This window comes from Luteibacter jiangsuensis (genome assembly GCF_011742555.1).
GTDB lineage: Bacteria > Pseudomonadota > Gammaproteobacteria > Xanthomonadales > Rhodanobacteraceae > Luteibacter > Luteibacter jiangsuensis.
Map to the genome: position 1 here is coordinate 369,126 of NZ_JAAQQR010000002.1, position 14,810 is coordinate 383,935.

Sequence of the window (14,810 nt, forward strand, 5' to 3'; positions counted from 1 at the left end):
GGAAGCACCGCAAACCGGATGAGGCTAGCCCCCCTGTACCGGAAAGGGCCTATGCCAAAGGTCACGGGTAACGGATCAGCCCTGCCTGGGCCCGGTGCGGAAGCGGCGGCCCTGCCTGGCGACCATTCTGAGCGCCAACGCGTCGGGCAGGAGCCTGAAGAGGCCCTTGATTGCGTTGTTCACCCTGCCGTTGACGTAGACCGCCTTGCCCGCCTCTACCGCCTCCAGGCCCTGGCGAGCCACGGTGGGCGCATCCATCCACATGAAGTCCGGCATCTTTGAGACCAGCTCGCGCGACCCGGTGACATCGTGGAACTCCGAGCGCGTGAAACCGGGGCACACGGCGGTCACGTGCACTCCGGTACCCGCGCATTCGAGCGCAAGGGATTGCGAGAACTTGATGAGGTACGCCTTCGACGCGGCGTACAAAGTGTGGCCTGCGGAACCGGGAACGTGACCGGCCAGCGAGGCGATGTTGAGGATGCGCCCATAACCGCGGGCCTTCATGGCAGGCAGCAGGCGATATACCAGTTCGCTGGGCGCGGTCATCAGCACCTGGATGAAGGCCGCGTGCGTCGACCAGGGCTGGTCCTCGAAATACCCCGGTACGCCATAACCGGCGTTGTTCACCAGCACATCGATCGAAAGACCTTGCGCCTCGAGGGCGGCGACGAGAGCTTCAGGGCCATCTGCCCTGCCCAGATCCAGCGGTGCGACGATGGCCTCGATGGCATGGCGCTCACGTAATTCCTTCGCCAACGCCTCCAGCCGGTCGGCGCGCCGGGCGGTGAGCACCAGGTCGTGACCGCGGCGCGCGAGTTCGCGGGCGAAGGCTTCGCCGATACCGGCGGATGCGCCCGTCACCAGGGCGCGGCGGTTGGATGCCATGGGTGTCTCCGTTGTCGCCACGTGATCCGGAAGTATGCAACGAGCTCGCATGAATGAACGAGGAGGGTTTGTGCCCTTCGTTCAGACGCGGCCTTCACGACTCCGTGCATGCCCCAACCGCGAAGCTGGCACTCCCAGAACGACTCATTCTGAGTCCAAGGAGCCCACGACGATGACCAGCAGCACCGAGCACGATATCAAGGTTCTCAACACCCTCATCGAGACCACCATCGACAGCGCCGAGGGCTACGGCGAAGCGGCGAAGGATGCCGAAAATACCCGTTACGCCGCTGCCTTCCAGCAGCGCGCGGCCGAGCGCCGCCAGGTGGCGCAGCGCCTGCAGCAGCAGGTGCGTTCGCTGGGCGGCACGCCGGAAGACGACGGCACCATTCTCGCGAAGGCCCACCGCATGTTCGTGGAACTGCGCGCGAAGATGAGCTCCAACGACGATACCGCCATCGTGGACGAAGTGGAACGCGGCGAAGATCACATCAAGGCGAAGTACGAGGACGCCCTGAAGGACAGCGACGTATCCGCAGGCACCATGTCGGCCATCAACCAGGCTTATGTGTCGGTCAAGACGGGCCACGACCAGATGCGCGATCTGAAGCACGCGCTGCACGCCAAGTCCTGATCCCAGGCAATGGTTCCGCAAGAAGCCCGCGGTGTCCCCGCGGGCTTCTTGCGTGCCTGAGATACCATGCCGGCGATGAAGAACATTCTTTTCGACATGGACGGCGTGCTGGTCGATTACCAACCCGCAATCCGCGTCAATCACATCGCCACGAAGCTTCAGCGAAGCGCGGCCGAGGTTCATGCCGCGATCTATGCCTCGGGCGTGGAAGCGGAGGCGGACGCCGGGCGCCTCCGCCCGGACGAATACCTTGAAGCCATTGGCGCGATGATGGGCGTGCCTTTGCCCGTCGAGGTCTGGACGGAGGCTCGCCGACTCGCAACACGTGCACGCCCTGGCCTGATAGGGCACATCTCGTCGCTGGCCTCGCGGGGCACCGGCGTCGCCATCCTCACCAACAACGGGCGCCTTCTCGCGGCACATTGGGAAGATATCGTCCCGGAGCTGTTCCCCCTCTTTCGCGGCCGGGCTCATGTGGCGGCCGAGTTCGGCGTGGCCAAGCCGGATCCCGGTGTCTATATCGCCGTGCTCGAAAGACTAGGGTGGCGCGCAGAAGACACGTTGTTTATCGACGACGCGCAAGCGAATGTCGACGGCGCGGTGGCGGCAGGCATGGCAGCGCGACGCTGCGACAGCGAAGCCGGTGTGGGCGATGCCATGGCTGCCTTCATCGACGGCCCCGGGATCGCCGGCCGGCCGTAGGCACCCGACTTTGTCGCGGTGCAAAACTGAGCATGGCCCGCCATTACAGCGTAATGGCACCAGGATTGCCAGATATTGACGCATTGCAACATTCGCGCTTAGCCTCGAGGCGTCGCAGCCCTGGGGAGTACCTGCTGCGACTCAGATCCAGCCAAGGAGCCTTTCCACTGACTGCCTGACCGGGGACACCACCGATGACAAGACGACTCAAGCGGCGCCTGCCGGCGGCCGCACTGCTACCCCTTTGCTTGCTGCATGCCCTTGCCGCCTCGACGGCCCGGGCCGACGATACGCCCGCCGCCGACACGGCGACGCCCGACAAAGCCAAGCTACTCCAGCAAGTCGTAGTCACCGGAACGCGCAGCACCGACCGCACCGCGTCCGAATCCCTCGCACCCATCGATGTCTTGAGCCCCGCCGATCTCAACGCGACCGGCAGTACCGACCTGGCCAGCGCGCTGAGTACCCTGCTCCCATCGCTGGACTTCCCCCGCCCCGCCATCAACGACGGTAACGACGCCATCCGGCCAGCGAGCCTGCGCGGCATGTCGCCCGACCAGGTGCTGGTGCTGGTGGACGGCAAGCGTTACCACACCACCAGCCTGGTCAATTACAACTCGTCGGTTGGCCGCGGCTCGGCACCGGTGGACCTCAATTCGATTCCGATCGCCGCGATCGATCACATCGAGGTGCTGCGCGACGGTGCCGCGGCACAGTACGGCTCCGACGCCATCGCCGGCGTGATCAACGTGGTGCTCAAGCGGGGCGGCGCCGCGGGCGGCAACGACATCACCGCCAGCGGCGGCATCATGGACAAGGGTGACGGCGCGCAGAACGGCGTGCAGGGCAGCCTGGGCGTGCCGCTCGGCGGTCCGGAAGGCAACGCGCCCGGCTGGATGCGCGTGGCGTGGAACTACCAGAACACCATGAACACCAACCGCGCGGAGAACCGCGACCGGTCGACCACGCTCGCCGGCGCCCCGAACCCCTCCGGCATACCGTACGAGCGTTACGGCGACCCGGCCGTGAAGACATACCAGCTGCTGCTCAACTTCGGCTACGACATCGCGCACGGCGTCGAGCTGTATGGCTACCTCAACGGCAGCAGGCGCGACGTCACCTCCAACGGCTATTACCGCGCCTACGATTCGGCGCGCAATGTCCCTGAGATCTACCCGAACGGCTTTCTTCCGCAGATCGTCAATCACAGCAACGACATCGCGGCGGTGCTGGGCGTGCGTGGCACGACGGACGGCGGCTGGCACTGGGATTTCTCGGCGGATCACGGCGAGAACAACCTGGCATTCGACATCGCCAACAGCGTCAATACCAACCTCTACTACACGCAAGGCTATTCGCCGACGTATTTCAATGCCGGCACGTTCCGCAACAAGCAAAGTGTGGCCAACCTGGACCTGAGCAAGGACGTGCACGTCGGCTTCCTGCCCAATCCCGTGACCGTGGCGTTCGGCGCCGAATACCGCAAGGAGACCTATGACATCGAGTCCGGCGACCCGGACTCCTACTTCTTCGATCCCAACACACTGATTCCCGGCACCGACACGCCTTACGCTGGCGGCTCGCAGGTGTTTCCAGGCCTGACACCCGAGGTGGCCGGCAGCTTCGGACGGCATAGCCAGGCGGCGTACGTCGATCTGGAAACCGACGTGACGTCCAAGCTTTCCGCGGGCCTGGCCGGCCGCTACGAGCACTACAGCGACGCCGGCTCCACGCGCTCGGGCAAGTTGTCGGCACGCTATCAGTTCACCGATACGTTCGCCCTGCGCGCCACGGCTTCCAACGGCTTTCGCGCCCCGTCGCTGGCACAGCAGAACTATGAGTCGGTCGTGACGCTGATCCAGAACGGCACGCTCGCGCAGATCGGCACGTATCGCACGTCGGACCCGGTGGCGATCGAGCTCGGCGCCAAGCCCTTGAAGCCGGAGAAATCGACCAATTATGGTCTGGGCGCGGTGTGGCAGCCATGGAGCAATTTCAGCGCGACGCTCGACCTGTATCAGATCCGTGTCGCCCACGCGATCCTGTATTCGGATCAGATCGCGGTGGACATCCCGAACAGCCAGGTCACCGGCGCGCAGTTCTTCGTCAACGGCGCCACCACGCGCACCCGCGGTGCCGACCTGATCGCCGCCTACCGGATGGATCTGGCCGACTGGGGAAGGCTCAACTTCACGGCCAGCGGCAACTACAACAAGACCAAGGTGCTCGAAGTCTCCACGCCGGCGTTCGGCCGCGCCAGCGAAGGGCTGCTCACTTCGTCCACGCCACGAACCAAGTATGTGTTCGGCGGCGATTGGGAACTGAAGGGATTCGGTCTGCATGCGAACCTCACACGGTACGGCTCGGTGATCCGGCGCGGCGACGCCGACGACGGCAGCCAGGACCAGAAGTTCGCCGCACGCTGGCTGCTCGACCTTTCCGGCCGGTACGCCTGGGACGCGTGGACCTTCACCCTGGGCGTGGACAACGTGACCAATCAGTATCCGACCAAGGCCTCGCTGGCGAACGTGTACGAGGACCGCGCGGATGGCCTGCAGTACTCCGCGCTGTCGCCCTTCGGCTTCAACGGCCGCTACTGGTACGGCAAGGTCGCCTACCGCTTCTGACGACGCCCCCTCCGCGCTTGCGCGCGCGGAGGGGCGATGAGCTGCCTTCGCGGCATTCCGTAATCAAGGTCAGAGGTAAGCGATGCACGACGAGGTTTCTTCGCGCGCGGCCGATGTCCCGCGCAGCATGAGGCGGCGCGACCTGCTGCGCATGATTGGCGCCACTGCCGGCGGCGCAGCGATGTACCAGGCCATGAGCAGCCTGGGTCTCGCGACCGAGTCGCCGTTTCGCGGCACGCCGACGTTGCACGGTGCACCGCGTGGCGCGTCGGTCCTCGTGCTCGGAGCCGGCATCGCGGGCATGGTGGCCGCCTACGAACTGCGCCAGGCCGGATACCAGGTGCAGGTGCTCGAGTACAACCGCCGCCCCGGTGGTCGCAACTGGTCATTGCGCGGCGGCGACAGCTTTACCGAACTCGGCGGATTCACCCAGCACTGCCGGTTCGACGACGGGCTGTATCTCAATCCCGGCCCGTGGCGCCTGCCCTATCACCATCGCGGCATCCTGTCGTATTGCAAGAAGCTCGGCGTGGCGCTGGAGCCCTTCGTGCAGGTGAACTACAACGCCTACCTGCACAGCGCGGATGCGTTCGGCGGCAAGCCGCAGCGCTACCGCGAGATCCATGCCGACTACCGCGGCCACGTCGCTGAACTGCTGGCCAAGAGCACACAGCAGGGACAGCTGGACCAGAGCGTGAGCAAGGAGGACCAGGAACGCTTGCTGGAATCGCTGCGGCAATGGGGCGCACTGGACAAGCGCTTCGTCTACACACGCGGCGAGGCCAGCAGCAACCGTCGCGGCTACGATCGCGATGCGGGTGGCGGCCTGACCGCCAAACCGTTACCTTCCACACCGCTGCAACTGAAGGACGTGCTCGGGTCGCGCCTGTGGCAACACCTTGTGGACAGCGAGATCTACGAGTTCCAGACCACGCTGTTCCAGCCGGTCGGCGGGATGGGCCGGATCGGCGAAGCGTTTGGCCGCGAGCTGAAAGGCGTGATCCGCTACGGTGCCAAGGTCACTGCCATCCTTCAGGACGAACGTGGCGTAAGCGTGACCTACGAAGACGCCGACATCCCAGGCGCCACGCAGACGGCCAGCGCACAGTGGTGCGTATGCACCATCCCGCTGTCGATCCTCGGTCAGCTGCCGCTCAACGTGTCGCCCGCGATGGCCGACGCCATCGCCGCGGTACCGTATGCCGCTTCGGTCAAAGTGGGCCTGCAGTTCAAGCGTCGCTTCTGGGAAGAAGACGAGCAGATCTACGGAGGCATGACCTATACCGATCTGCCGATCGCCAACATCAGCTATCCCAGCACGGGTTTCCATGGCGGTAAGGGTGTGCTGCTGGGCGCTTATATGTGGGGCAAGGACGCCTATGAGTTCACGGCGATGGCGCCGGAGGAACGTGTGCGCAAGGCCGTCGAGTACGGCAGCCGCATCCATCCGCAGTACCGCGAGGAGTTCGAGAACGGGATTGCCGTGGGGTGGCATCGCTCCCCGTTCACCCTGGGTTGCTTCGCTGCGTGGTCCGACGACATGCGCGAGCGTCATTACGACAACCTCTGCCGTCTGGACGGCCGTATCGTGCTAGCGGGCGAGCACGCATCCTATCTGCCGGCCTGGCAGGAAGGTGCAGTGACGTCGGCGCTCGACGCGATCGAACGTCTCCATCGGCGCGCAACAGGAGGCATCGTATGAACCGATACGCAAGACGCATCGCACTCGCGCCGACCTGTGTCTTCCTTCTGCTCGTCGCAAGCGTTGCAGGTGCGCAGTCCTCCGACAATGCCGGCCATGCCGGTGGACGCTTCGCCGCTGTCGATGGCGAGGCGGTCTATCGCGGCATCTGCCAGGGCTGCCATATGCCCGATGCCAGGGGCGCACAAGGCGCGGGCACCTACCCGGCGCTGGCCGGCAATCCCCGGCTGGTGTCGCCGCAGTACATGGCGGCCGTGATCCTCCACGGTCGGCGCGACATGCCTTCGTTCAAGCCCGCTGCGGAAGACGAAGATCGCTTCGTACTCGGTGTCGGCCTCAGCGACGCGCAGATTGCCGACGTGATCAATTACATCCGCACGCACTTCGGCAACCACTACACCGACCGCATCAGCGCCGACGACGTCGCCGCGATGCATCGGTGACAACGTTTCGTCACAGGAGGCCCTATGCACAAGCGATTCCGCCACGCCTTATTGCTCGCCCTGCTGACTGCCACCGCGACGGCGCAGGGCCAGGAAGTAAAGCGCTACAAGATTCCGGACAGCGATTTCCCCATTTCCGCCGCGGTCGAAATACCGGCCGGCAAGGCGACCGTCTACGTCAGCGGCAATGTGCCGCCCGTGGTCGATGCAAAGGCAGCGAAGGATTCCGTAGCCGCCTACGGCGACACCAGAACGCAGACCGTGGGCGTGCTCACCGCCATCGACAAACAGCTGAAAGGCATGGGCCTGGGGCTCGGCGACGTCGTGAAGATGCAAGTCTTCCTGGTCGGCGACGAAGCCCACGGCGGGCGAATGGATTTCGCCGGCTTCATGGCGGGCTATCGCCAGTTCTTCGGGACGAAGGAGCAGCCGAAGCTGCCTGCGCGCTCGGCGTTTCAGGTTGCGGCGCTGGGCAACCCGGGGTATCGGGTGGAGATCGAGGTGATTGCGGTACGGCCTTGAGTTGAGTTCCGGCTGCGCGATCGCCCAGAAGGAGATGTCCTCTTCGACCAGGCGTCTCGGAACGCCGGCGCGGGGCGCCATCGTCCCTTCTGCCAAAGAAAAACCCCCGACGCATCGGGGGTTTCTGGATCGAAGCCGGAGAGGGACGCTCCAAGGTCCGACTTAGAACGGAATATCGTCGTCGTCGAAACCTTCATTGACGGGCGGGGCCGAGCGCTGCGGTGCATTGCCGCCGCGCGACTGGCCGTAGTCGTCGCCGCCGCGCGAGCCGCCGGCGTAGCCGCTGCGCTGCTGGCCGCCACCGCTGTTCCAGTTGCCGCCACCACCGCCGCCCTGGCCACCCTGGCCGCCGGAGAAATTGCCGCGCGACTGCTGCGGACGGCCGCCACCCTGGCCGCCGGCGAAGCCGCCGCCTTCACCGCCGCCCTGTCCGCCGAGCATCTGCATCTCGTTGGCGATGATGTCGGTGGAGTAGCGCTCGATGCCGTCCTTGTCGGTGTACTTGTCGGTGCGCAACGAGCCTTCGATGTAGACCTGGCGGCCCTTTTTCAGGTATTCGCCGGCGATTTCCGCGAGCTTGCCGAACAGCTTCACGCGATGCCACTCGGTGCGTTCCTGCTTTTCGCCGCTCTGCTTGTCGGTCCAGGCTTCGGACGTGGCGATGCGCAAGGACGTGATCGCCGTGCCGCTGCCGGTGTAGCGGGTTTCCGGATCCGCGCCGAGGTTCCCGACGATGATGACCTTGTTGATGCCGCGTGCCATGGATTTACCTCGTATGCGTATGCTCGCCCATGATACCGGTGCGCAGGGGGCGCCGGCGGGCGGGACCGGCTAGTTTCGTCGATTGGTCACGCGGCTTGCAAACCGCGCCTGCGAAGCCCGCCCAACGCGGCGCGTGGGCGCGAAACGCTCATTCCCAGCGGATCTGGACCTGGGCCGTGGCGCCCGCGGTCCCTGGCTGCAATGGGCCTACCCTGACATAGCGCGCCTGGAAGCCCAATTCGGGCGGCCCGCCGGTCCAGGAGAATTCCACCGCCGTGCTGCCGTCCGGCGGCAAGGGCTGGCCGCTGGCGGAGCGCATCTCGATGGCCACGCCCGTGGCCTCGCCCACAGGGGCGATGAGGCCCGGATGTCCCGGATAAGGCGTGGCGCGCATCGTGACGACGGCACGCGTCGCGCCGATGCAGTCCCGGCCGCTGAAAGCCGCCCCGCGCCACGGACTGATAGCGCCCGCCCCGGCCAGTTCGCCGGCCGCCACGGCGCCAAGGTCGATCCGGATGCGGTCGGCCACCAGGTCGCAGGACGGGGCGATGGAGCCGAGCACATGGAAGTCCAGGCGGTCGTCGGCCCTCACGGCCAACGCCCCCAGGCAAAGCAGACCGCCGGCCAGACGGCCGGCGACGATCCTATTCATTCACACACTCCTGTGTAGCGGGGACGTGCCGTGGTCGGCGCCGGTGGATGCAGCCGTAGCGTGCACTGGCCAGCCGCGTCGCCCGCCCAGCGCAGCGTCCATCGGCCGGCGATGTCGTCGGTGCGCAGGAAGATCCTGCCGCCCTGACCCACCAACCCGACGGAACGTGACGCCGAATCCAGCACCTCGGCCCCGAACGGCACCGGCCGCCCGTCGGCGAAGCGTGCGGTGACGAGCCAGGTCGTGGCCACGTCGGTCTCGAAAGGCACGCGCACCACAGCGCCCGCCGTGGGCGCGATGCGGCGATGCGTGGACGCGAAGGCGATGTCGAGGGACGTGCCGCCAGGATCGAGGTCGATGGGGTTCCACCGGTAGGGCATGAGATGCGGCACCACGGCATAGCCGCGCCCGCCGATTCGTGTGCCCGCGCCTGTCGCGACACCCGCACCCGTCGCGCCCCGTGCATGGACGAGTGCCACCGCGTCGCCGAGACGCTGCGCCGGGGTGACGCCGCCCGCATGGACCACCAGGCCGCCAGATGCGGAGATCGACGCCGCCCGCACCGCGACCGAGCGGGCGACCGCACCGGTCAGCTCCCCCCACGGCAGGCGCCGCGAGAGCGATGCGTCGACGCCATGGCGTCCACTCCGATGCCGGGCGAACGCCAGTCCATACTGGGTCGTTCCTTCCGCGCCGGCGATGCCGTGCAGACCGATCCGTGGCGCTCCGGCCCGTGCGCCGGCGGGCACGGTGGCATACACGGTGGCGCCCGAAGGCGAAAGGCCGAGCGGCATGGACACGCTCAGCTGACCGGTCGCTTCCGACGACCTTCCCGAAGCGTCGTTGCGCCGCGACCGGCGGAGCGTGAGGTCAACGCTGAGCTGCCTCCAGTGGCGCGCCCAGGAGATCGCTTCGTCGTGCCTGCTGCCAAGGTTTCCGTCACTGGCGTGGGACACGCTCACGCCGAGTACACCGCGCCCGGCAAGCTCGCGCTGCATCAGCACGTCGAAGCGCCGGATGGCGTGCCGCCGCGATGCGAACGCGCTTCGGGATCGCGGTTGGCTTTCATACCCACGCGCAACGCCCACGGATACCAGGGTACTCGTGCCCCAGAGGCGGCCGTGCCGCACACGCCACAGCATGCCTTGGCCACCCGATGACCATCGCGTGTGCGTGACCTCGGCCGAGACGGTGCCCGCGCGCGTGGGGAGTGCGCTACCCAGCAACAGAGACGCGTTGTCGCTGGACGCGCGACCACCTGCAAAGGTGGTGACGCCGCGTGCGAACCCACGCCGCCAGCTGCCTTGCACGATGGCCGGGGCCACCCCGCGCGCCACCACCGTGCGACCGGCACTGAACGCATAGGAGGTGTGGCCTTCGCGCAGGAGTTCGGGCGCCGGGAAATACGGCACGCGAAAGGTGCGAAGCCGCCCTTGCTCCTCGATCTCGACCTCGATGTCGCCGCCGCGAGTGGCAGCGTACAGGTCGTCGATATCGAACGGCCCCGGCGGGACGAGAACTTCGCGCAAGACGACGCCGGCCTGCATCACCCTGACCCTCGCATGGGCAAGGGCGACGCCCTTCACCCGCGGCGCATAGCCGTCGGTGCCGTCGGTAGCCATGCGCATGTCGCTTGCCACGGAGATGCCGCGCAACCTGACGGGCGAAATCAACTCGCCCGTCAGGGGCAGGTCGCCGACGCGCACGCGCGCCCGCCACACCGCGAGCGAGCGCTCCACGTACGTATGGCGATAGCCGTATCGTCCACCGGTCCAGGAACCGGCATGGCGAAGGCGCCACGCCCCGACATTGATGCCTGCATCGCCGGCGGCCAGGAGCGCAGTGGCGTTCCCGCGCGAGGCCGACGTGTGGCGGGCATTCACCCGCCACGACAGGAGACCGGCAGCGATACCGTCATCCCACTGTTCCGGGGGCACCACGCCGTCACGACGCCGTGCCATGGCCGCCTGAGGTACCTCGATATCGAGGCGTTGCTCGCCCACGTCGAACCGGGCCGTTGCCGAATCGAGGCGGCGTTCGATCGGAAGACAGGACGCATCGCCCTCCCGCGGCGTAAGCACCGCCGGATCGACGCCGAAGGCAATCAATTCGTCCCTGGCGATGCATGCGTGTGCGTCCGCACGATCGCCCACGGATTCGAATCGAACCGGCCGTCGTGCCTGCCATTCGCCGTTCATTCGGATGTCCACGTGGTAGTTGCCGGGCAGGACAGGATTGCCGCGAGAAAAACGCGATACGTCGAGCGCAGCCCCGCCGCTCGTCGTGAGGAACGCGCCCTCGAACTCGACCTCGCCGGCATCCTGCGCACGCGCGATGCGAGCCACCGTGATGCAGGCACCGAAAAGCTGGCTCGCGAACGTGCGCAAGCCGCGCCCCCGCCGGTAAACGGGTGATGCATCCGTGCGCCACGCCATACGTGCGTCGCCCGCGTCATCGTTCAAGTGCCGTCGAACCGGGAATGGGCGCGCCGAAGTCGTTGATGGTCACGAAGTCGACCTTGCCGCCCTGGGCGCCACGCGCGGTGGCAGGGAGCGGGAAACGCATGGTCGCGCCGGGCGCCACCATGCCACCACGGAGCGTTGCCGTCGCGGAGGCGCCCTTGTCAGGCACCAGTGCCACGGAATTGAACGACACGTGGTAAGGCGATGGGTTCTCGACCTTGAGCACCTCGGTGTCGCCATCGCGCTCCAGCTTCCAGCGGAGGGCCGCCGTCGTTCGCACCGTTGGCGGGGGCATGGCCTCAGGCCGATGAAAGAGCTTGAGGCGATGACGGAACGCGAACTGGAGGACGTTCGCGCCCTGGGTCGTGGTGGGCTTGGGCGGGATCTCCAGGACATTCAACCAGTAAAGTGCTTCCTTTTCCTTCGGAGCCGCCTCGCCGACATGCACGATCCGCAGGGTATGTGCCTGCCCTGGATCGATCCGGAAAGCGGGTGGCGTGATGGCGAACGGCGCGTGCGCCGTGGCCGGCGAGGAGGTCTCGTCGCCGTCGTCGATCCATACCTGCACCAAAGCGGGCTCGGCGCCCTTGTTCTCCACTTTCAATGAAACGTCGCGCGCCTGCCCTGGAAAGACGACGCGCGTGCCGCCGATGACCACGGCGCCGCGCACCGCTTCGGCGAGCAGGAGACAGGCCAGGATGGCCAGGACGAGTCGTAGCATGACGGTTCCTTTTGTCACGATGACGATGGCCGGACGACGATGCAGCCCGGCCGTTATGCGTTATCCCCGGCCTATTCGTAGGCGATCTGGAAGCCGACGCGGGAGTTCGCCGCTCCGGGCGTGATGTCGCCCGACCGGTAGTACCGTGCGATCAGATCGATCTGAGCCCTGTTGTCAGCCACGATCACGCTCTTGGAGTCCTCGGTGAACACGTTGATGGGCGTGCCGTCGCCGTTGGCGATCTGGATCTGGACGCCGGCCGCCGCCGCGCTGCCGGCATCGACGTTGAGCCGCCCGCTGAGGCGGTCGATGGCGGGACTGGCCGGATCGAAGCGCACCTTGACCTTTGTGTCGTTGGCGCATTCCGCGTTGCCGCCGACCTGGATGCTGAACCCCCTGTCGCCGTACGTCTGGCCAACCTGGGCGAGAGCGCCTGCGCTGACGGTGTCCAGAGGGACACTTTTCTTGGCGCCCCCTGTGCCCGGCTGCTGACCCTCGACCTGGCATGTCGCCGACGTGATCGTGCCCGTGATGTCGATGGTGCCGTCGTTCGCGGCCAGCGCGGCCGTGGCCAGGGTGGAAGCGAGCAGGGCCACCGCGATGGAAGATTTGTGCATGGCGTTTTCCTCTAAGGCTGGAACACGCCTCGGATGGGCGTGCGCGGCCAATCTGCCCACGGACGCCGCTACCGTCGATACGCAAATTCTGAAAAATTCAACGAGTACAGGCACTTTCGTGGACGGCGCCGCGAACACGGGTCGGCGGTCGCCCCTTGGCCGCGTGAGTGAAGTGTCGCGGCCATGTCTCGGCCCCAAGGAGACCATGCACACCGATAACGACGGCTCCGCCCCTATAATGCCGGCTGCCATGTCGCTTACGATCGGATCCATGTCCTCCATCGCCGCACGTTCCTCCTCCCTCGATTTCGCCGGTGTTCGCGCCATGGCGGCAGACGACATGACGGAGGTCGACACTCTTATCCGCCACCGTCTGTCGTCGGATGTGGTGCTCATCAACCGTATCGCCGACCACATCATTGCCGGCGGCGGCAAGCGCCTGCGGCCGATGCTGCACGTGCTCGCCGCACGGGCCGCCGGCTACGACGGGAAGGAGCACGCGAAGCTCGCGGCCATCATCGAATTCATCCATACGTCGACATTGCTGCACGACGACGTGGTTGACGATTCGGACATGCGTCGCGGCCGGAAGACGGCGAACGCACTGTGGGGTAACGCGGCCAGCGTACTGGTCGGCGATTTCCTCTATTCGCGCTCGTTCCAGCTGATGGTGGAACTCGACGACATGCGCATCATGCGCATCCTTGCCGATACCACGAACACCATCGCCGAAGGCGAGGTGTTGCAGCTCCTGAACATCGGCAACGCCGATGTCGACGAGAACGCCTACCTGGCGGTGATCGAACGCAAGACGGCCGTGCTGTTCGCCGCGGCGACCGAACTGGGCGGCGTGCTTGGCGGCTTGCCCGACGCGCAGATCGCCGCGTTGCGCCGGTACGGCATGGAACTGGGTTACGCCTTCCAGATCGCCGACGACCTGCTCGATTATGTTTCCGATTCGGAAACCCTCGGCAAGAACATCGGCGACGATCTTGCCGAAGGCAAGCCGACCCTGCCGCTCATCTATGCCATGCAGGCTGCCGACGAGGAGCAGCTGAAATCGCTCCGCCATGCCATCGAACATGGCGGACTGGATTCGCTGGATCGCATCGTTGCCGCCATCCGCGATTCGGGCGCCCTGGAGCGTACGCACGAAAAGGCCGTGGCGCATGCGGCGGCCGCACGCGACGCCCTGGCGGATCTGGCGCCCTCGCCGTTCCGCGACGCGCTGGCGGCGCTCGCCGACTACTCGGTCGAACGCCGCTTCTGAGGGAAGTTCACTTCGCCGCGGCGAAGGCCTCCTTCAACCAGGCGTGCATCGCGGCATAGGCGCGACGCGCCACCTTCGCGTCGTAGCGGCAATTGCCCGTCGCGGTGGTCGCTTCCTTCTCGGTGAAGCAATGCACCGCTCCGCCGAAGTCTTCCATGGCCCAGTCCACCTTCGCGCGACGCATCTCGTCCTCGAAGGCGGCGCGCTGCTCCATCGGCACGTTTTCGTCATCCGCGCCGTTCAAGGCGAGCACGCTGGCGTGGATGTTCGACGGCAGCTTGTCGTCCGTGGCCAGAAGGCCATGGAACGTCACCACCGCGGCGAGGTTCGCCCCCGCGCGGGCAAGGTCGAGCACAGCGGAGCCGCCAAAGCAGAAGCCGATGGCACCGAGCTTTGACGTATCGATGGGCGCCTGCCGCGCTTGCGCCTTCAGCTCGTCGAACGCCCGCGACACGCGCTGGCGCATGATCTTGCGGTCGGCATACAGCGGCTTCACGGCCGCGCCGGCCTCGTCTGTATTGCGCGGCCTGATGTCGCCGCCATACATGTCGGTGAGGAGGATCACGTAATCCTTGCCGGCGATTTCCTTGGCCTTGGCCACCGCCATATCGTTCACACCGAACCAGTTCGGCACCATCACGAGCCCCGGGCGCTTCGCGGCCACGGCGTCGTCATAGACGAGGAAGCTCTTGTAGGTCACGCCGTGGTCGGTCCATTGCACCGGCTTGGCGACCATGGCCGCTGCGGCCGCCCCGATGTGACCGAAAGCGACTAAGGAAAGGACGAGCAATGAACGGCGCATGGCGAG

General features: G+C 66.3%; 14 protein-coding genes. 7 read left to right on the forward strand and 7 right to left on the reverse strand.

The window, feature by feature from the left end:
• Positions 1-75 precede the first annotated feature (75 nt).
• Positions 76-888, reverse strand: coding sequence for an SDR family NAD(P)-dependent oxidoreductase (locus HBF26_RS05300; RefSeq protein ID WP_167123816.1), 813 nt, complete (start codon positions 886-888; stop codon positions 76-78).
• Positions 889-1,060: 172 nt separating this feature from the next.
• Here HBF26_RS05300 and HBF26_RS05305 point away from each other — a divergent pair, with 172 nt between their 5' ends.
• The 6 genes from HBF26_RS05305 to HBF26_RS05330 all read left to right on the forward strand — a co-directional run bounded on the left by HBF26_RS05305 (position 1,061) and on the right by HBF26_RS05330 (position 7,518).
• Positions 1,061-1,522: a PA2169 family four-helix-bundle protein gene (locus tag HBF26_RS05305; protein ID WP_167123817.1), complete on the forward strand. Its 462-nt coding sequence runs from the start codon at positions 1,061-1,063 to the stop codon at positions 1,520-1,522.
• A 75-nt stretch (positions 1,523-1,597) separates the two neighbouring features.
• Positions 1,598-2,224, forward strand: coding sequence for an HAD family hydrolase (locus HBF26_RS05310; RefSeq protein ID WP_167123820.1), 627 nt, complete (start codon positions 1,598-1,600; stop codon positions 2,222-2,224).
• Positions 2,225-2,418: 194 nt separating this feature from the next.
• A complete protein-coding gene (locus HBF26_RS05315; RefSeq protein WP_167123822.1) occupies positions 2,419-4,851 on the forward strand; it encodes a TonB-dependent receptor plug domain-containing protein in 2,433 nt (810 codons plus the stop codon).
• Between the two features lie 127 nt (positions 4,852-4,978).
• The gene (locus HBF26_RS05320; RefSeq protein ID WP_167124379.1) at positions 4,979-6,553 is read left to right on the forward strand and encodes a flavin monoamine oxidase family protein; all 1,575 of its coding nucleotides are present in this window, start codon (positions 4,979-4,981) and stop codon (positions 6,551-6,553) included.
• Positions 6,550-6,996 (forward strand): c-type cytochrome, encoded by a 447-nt coding sequence (locus HBF26_RS05325; protein WP_167123824.1) that lies wholly within the window; start codon positions 6,550-6,552, stop codon positions 6,994-6,996. The genes HBF26_RS05320 and HBF26_RS05325 overlap by 4 nt, the downstream gene beginning before the upstream one ends.
• Before the next feature lie 24 nt (positions 6,997-7,020).
• Positions 7,021-7,518, forward strand: coding sequence for a RidA family protein (locus HBF26_RS05330; protein ID WP_167123826.1), 498 nt, complete (start codon positions 7,021-7,023; stop codon positions 7,516-7,518).
• A 162-nt stretch (positions 7,519-7,680) separates the two neighbouring features.
• Here the strand turns inward: HBF26_RS05330 and ssb are convergent, their stop codons facing one another.
• From ssb to HBF26_RS05355, 5 genes are all read right to left on the reverse strand, one after another.
• Positions 7,681-8,280, reverse strand: a complete 600-nt coding sequence (ssb, locus tag HBF26_RS05335) for a single-stranded DNA-binding protein (protein ID WP_167123828.1) — start codon at positions 8,278-8,280, stop codon at positions 7,681-7,683.
• A 148-nt stretch (positions 8,281-8,428) separates the two neighbouring features.
• A complete protein-coding gene (locus HBF26_RS05340) occupies positions 8,429-8,932 on the reverse strand; it encodes a fimbrial protein (protein ID WP_167123830.1) in 504 nt (167 codons plus the stop codon).
• Positions 8,929-11,319: a fimbria/pilus outer membrane usher protein gene (locus HBF26_RS05345; RefSeq protein WP_167123832.1), complete on the reverse strand. Its 2,391-nt coding sequence runs from the start codon at positions 11,317-11,319 to the stop codon at positions 8,929-8,931. The genes HBF26_RS05340 and HBF26_RS05345 overlap by 4 nt, the downstream gene beginning before the upstream one ends.
• Before the next feature lie 64 nt (positions 11,320-11,383).
• Entirely contained in the window at positions 11,384-12,115 is a 732-nt protein-coding gene (locus HBF26_RS05350; RefSeq protein ID WP_167123834.1) for a fimbrial biogenesis chaperone, read from the reverse strand.
• Between the two features lie 71 nt (positions 12,116-12,186).
• A complete protein-coding gene (locus HBF26_RS05355; RefSeq protein ID WP_167123836.1) occupies positions 12,187-12,732 on the reverse strand; it encodes a fimbrial protein in 546 nt (181 codons plus the stop codon).
• A 271-nt stretch (positions 12,733-13,003) separates the two neighbouring features.
• Here HBF26_RS05355 and HBF26_RS05360 point away from each other — a divergent pair, with 271 nt between their 5' ends.
• A complete protein-coding gene (locus HBF26_RS05360) occupies positions 13,004-14,002 on the forward strand; it encodes a polyprenyl synthetase family protein (RefSeq protein ID WP_193569780.1) in 999 nt (332 codons plus the stop codon).
• 7 nt (positions 14,003-14,009) lie between these two features.
• Here the strand turns inward: HBF26_RS05360 and HBF26_RS05365 are convergent, their stop codons facing one another.
• Positions 14,010-14,804 (reverse strand): dienelactone hydrolase family protein, encoded by a 795-nt coding sequence (locus HBF26_RS05365; protein ID WP_167123838.1) that lies wholly within the window; start codon positions 14,802-14,804, stop codon positions 14,010-14,012.
• Between the last annotated feature and the right edge of the window lie 6 nt (positions 14,805-14,810).

Coding starts and splice junctions, on each gene's coding strand:
- HBF26_RS05300 (WP_167123816.1), bottom strand. CDS start 888: ATGGCATCCAACCGCCGCGCCCTGGTGACGGGCGCATCCGCCGGTATC.
- HBF26_RS05305 (WP_167123817.1), top strand. CDS start 1,061: ATGACCAGCAGCACCGAGCACGATATCAAGGTTCTCAACACCCTCATC.
- HBF26_RS05310 (WP_167123820.1), top strand. CDS start 1,598: ATGAAGAACATTCTTTTCGACATGGACGGCGTGCTGGTCGATTACCAA.
- HBF26_RS05315 (WP_167123822.1), top strand. CDS start 2,419: ATGACAAGACGACTCAAGCGGCGCCTGCCGGCGGCCGCACTGCTACCC.
- HBF26_RS05320 (WP_167124379.1), top strand. CDS start 4,979: ATGAGGCGGCGCGACCTGCTGCGCATGATTGGCGCCACTGCCGGCGGC.
- HBF26_RS05325 (WP_167123824.1), top strand. CDS start 6,550: ATGAACCGATACGCAAGACGCATCGCACTCGCGCCGACCTGTGTCTTC.
- HBF26_RS05330 (WP_167123826.1), top strand. CDS start 7,021: ATGCACAAGCGATTCCGCCACGCCTTATTGCTCGCCCTGCTGACTGCC.
- ssb (WP_167123828.1), bottom strand. CDS start 8,280: ATGGCACGCGGCATCAACAAGGTCATCATCGTCGGGAACCTCGGCGCG.
- HBF26_RS05340 (WP_167123830.1), bottom strand. CDS start 8,932: ATGAATAGGATCGTCGCCGGCCGTCTGGCCGGCGGTCTGCTTTGCCTG.
- HBF26_RS05350 (WP_167123834.1), bottom strand. CDS start 12,115: ATGCTACGACTCGTCCTGGCCATCCTGGCCTGTCTCCTGCTCGCCGAA.
- HBF26_RS05355 (WP_167123836.1), bottom strand. CDS start 12,732: ATGCACAAATCTTCCATCGCGGTGGCCCTGCTCGCTTCCACCCTGGCC.
- HBF26_RS05360 (WP_193569780.1), top strand. CDS start 13,004: ATGTCCTCCATCGCCGCACGTTCCTCCTCCCTCGATTTCGCCGGTGTT.
- HBF26_RS05365 (WP_167123838.1), bottom strand. CDS start 14,804: ATGCGCCGTTCATTGCTCGTCCTTTCCTTAGTCGCTTTCGGTCACATC.